Source organism: Eudoraea sp. (assembly GCF_049665975.1).
In the GTDB taxonomy this organism is placed as follows: domain Bacteria; phylum Bacteroidota; class Bacteroidia; order Flavobacteriales; family Flavobacteriaceae; genus Eudoraea.
This window is the reverse complement of the sequence record NZ_JBATGR010000235.1, coordinates 1-2558: the sequence shown is the minus strand read 5'-3', so window position 1 is coordinate 2558 and position 2558 is coordinate 1. Positions and strand designations below refer to the sequence as shown.

Genomic DNA, 2558 nt, shown 5'->3' with positions numbered 1-2558 from the left:
CCCTGAACATTGTCCTCTCTATAGATCAAACCATTAAAACGTCTGGCATTCAGCAACATATCAAAAGATATTGGCTGCGCTGAGTTTTGTTGGTTAAAAACCTTGGCTCTGTGTAATACCTCTCTGGCACTAGGATACCAAACCCAAAAAAGTTCAACTTTATTCTCATTGGGATCCATAGATTCATCATCTACAAAGTTTACGTCGGGTGCTACCGGAGCAATCCCCAGGAGTCGATACTTTAATTCGCCCCCGCGCTTATCAAAATACCATATCCCTTTGATACGATATTCTTCAATATCCGCAGCAGTAAGTTCCCTTTGGTTAACATATTCAGGGGAAAGTTGCTCACCGGCATTGATTTGTTCGTATCCAAGATCTGTGGTATCTACTTTTTTCAAAGTAGCTTCCAGGTCACTGAAATTTCTTTTTTCAGTGAAATAGGAATCCACATACACGTCAGTAAGCTTACCGTTTTTAATGTTTTTCATAAAAACATCATATAACGACCTTCTGTCTGCACCAATATCTATGGTATCAAGCGGATAGTACAAGGGGAAATTCACTCTTTCATCAAGATCAATTACCTCCCATACGGTCTTAGACCAAAGGATATCCCTGTCATCCACGTAGCCGTATGGCAGCGGAGAATCATTATCCGCCGCTATTTGCGCTTCTGTCTTTTTCCCAATCTCATCTGGCAACTTGGCATTTAAAATATTAGCCTGTGCCATCATTGAAATTGGTAGTAGCGCTACAGCTCCAGCAATTAAAACATTCTTCCAATTCATAAAATTATAATTTATACTATTCTTAATTCGTAATCTCTATAATAACCGGAGAGACTTTCTTCAGTTTATAGCTTTTGTTGTTGGTGATATACGCTTGAATATCGAATACCTGAACAGCATCACCTCTTCTAGCTCTTTTTAAAGCCGATTTGGCTCTTGAATCTAGTTTGTTGCCATTTACACTTACTGTAGGTTGACCAGGTACTTTAAATTTAAATCCGCCAATTGCAAGATTCAAGTCAAAATCGAAGTCTTCAAGTAAAGCACCAATTGTTGCGATTTCAAGATTTCTTCTTGGCATCTTAGTACTTCCGGTTTCTCCTCTAATAGATCCAGAAGGTCTTGGAATATCTTTGATTCTGAACTCAGATTTTGAGGAAACACGTTGTCCGTCAGGCAAGGTACCTGAAGCTACAATTGTAACTGTTCTTCCCGTTCCCGGATTCATGATATACTTACTGCCTTCTCTTTTCTTAAGACCTGACGCAGATGCACTAACCTTGTTATTTGGAATTCCAGGAATAGAAATCGACATTGGGTTTGAAACCCCGCGATAAACCACATTCATCTTATCTGCTGCAATTAATGCGGCATTTGGTTTAGTAATCGTGGCAAATGTTTGAGCAACAGGAACTTCTGTTCTCTCACCATCCTGAATAAATACCAGGGTACCGGCAATCTTGTGGTCTCCGGGTGCACCGGCGCTAACCAAAAGTTTAACCTGACCATTATCAATCTCGTAGTCCTTACCTTCAGTTAATTTTCTTCCATCTAAAGTAAGATTTACTTCATTTGGCCTTGTTTTAGCATCTTTACGACCTAATACAACCGCTCCTGAGAATCTCTCACCAGCATAAAAAGCTGATTTTTCCTGCTCTAGTAGCGTGGTATAATTAGTCATAGAGACTTCACTGGTCAACTGACCTTCTAACATAGACTTTAAAGCATCCTGCTCTGTAGCCTTAACATCAGCTTGTATCTGTGTTATCTTCGTTAGAGAAGCAACAACGGGAAAACCTTCGAAATGATAGTTTATCCAATCCTGTTTTGTTCCATCTCTTTTCTCAACCTTACCTTTAGCATCACCAGTTTCAAATCTGGTCTGAACTGAAGCCTTAACTTCACTCATGCTTTCTGGTAAAATAGTTGAAATTTGAGTACGATAATCAGTAATCCTTTTTAAGAATTCTTTCCCTTCAGGTGCAAGATTATCGCCTTGAAAAAATTTCTGATCTAAATAATCAGACTTGTCCATAACCTGATAATCCTTGGGATCTTTAATCTCGGTTAACATTTTATCTTTAAGGGCCTCCAGATAGTCATAATAATCCTGAGACAATTCCTTAATCTTTTTGGCATCTTTTAGTAACGGACCAAATTTTTCCGAATTTTCAGATGCTTTAGTTTCTAAACCAGTTAAGAACGCTAGATTGTTCTCTGTGGTTTTTGCGTTGGAAGCTTCCAGTTTTTCGTTCATAAGACCGAATGCAGCCAGAACTTCCTTGCTCATATTTAGCGCCAGCATTGCGATAAAGATCAAATACATTAAGTTGATCATCTTCTGACGTGGTGACAATTTTCCTCCTGCCATGTTTTCTAATTAGTTTTAATTAAATTTTTGATTTGGGTTTACTAATACACTAATTAGTTTTTGCTCATAGCAGATAACATGCCTCCGTATACTCCATTTAAGGAAGATAGGTTAGAAGCAAGAGATTCCATTTGGTCTTTAAGAGCACTTGCATTTTGAACAACTTCTTCATTAAC

The 2558-nt window shown here is 38.4% G+C and carries 2 protein-coding genes and 1 pseudogene; all 3 read right to left on the bottom strand.

Annotation, left to right across the window (positions count from 1 at the left end; genetic code table 11):
* Positions 1-791 (bottom strand): gliding motility protein GldN (gldN, locus tag WBN20_RS08760; RefSeq protein WP_424281410.1); only part of this gene is annotated, 791 nt, incomplete at its 3' end.
* Between the two features lie 22 nt (positions 792-813).
* Positions 814-2382, bottom strand: a complete 1569-nt coding sequence (gldM, locus tag WBN20_RS08755; protein ID WP_424281409.1) for a gliding motility protein GldM — start codon at positions 2380-2382, stop codon at positions 814-816.
* Between the two features lie 53 nt (positions 2383-2435).
* Positions 2436-2558 (bottom strand): annotated as a pseudogene (locus tag WBN20_RS08750) (gliding motility protein GldL); the annotation flags it as partial.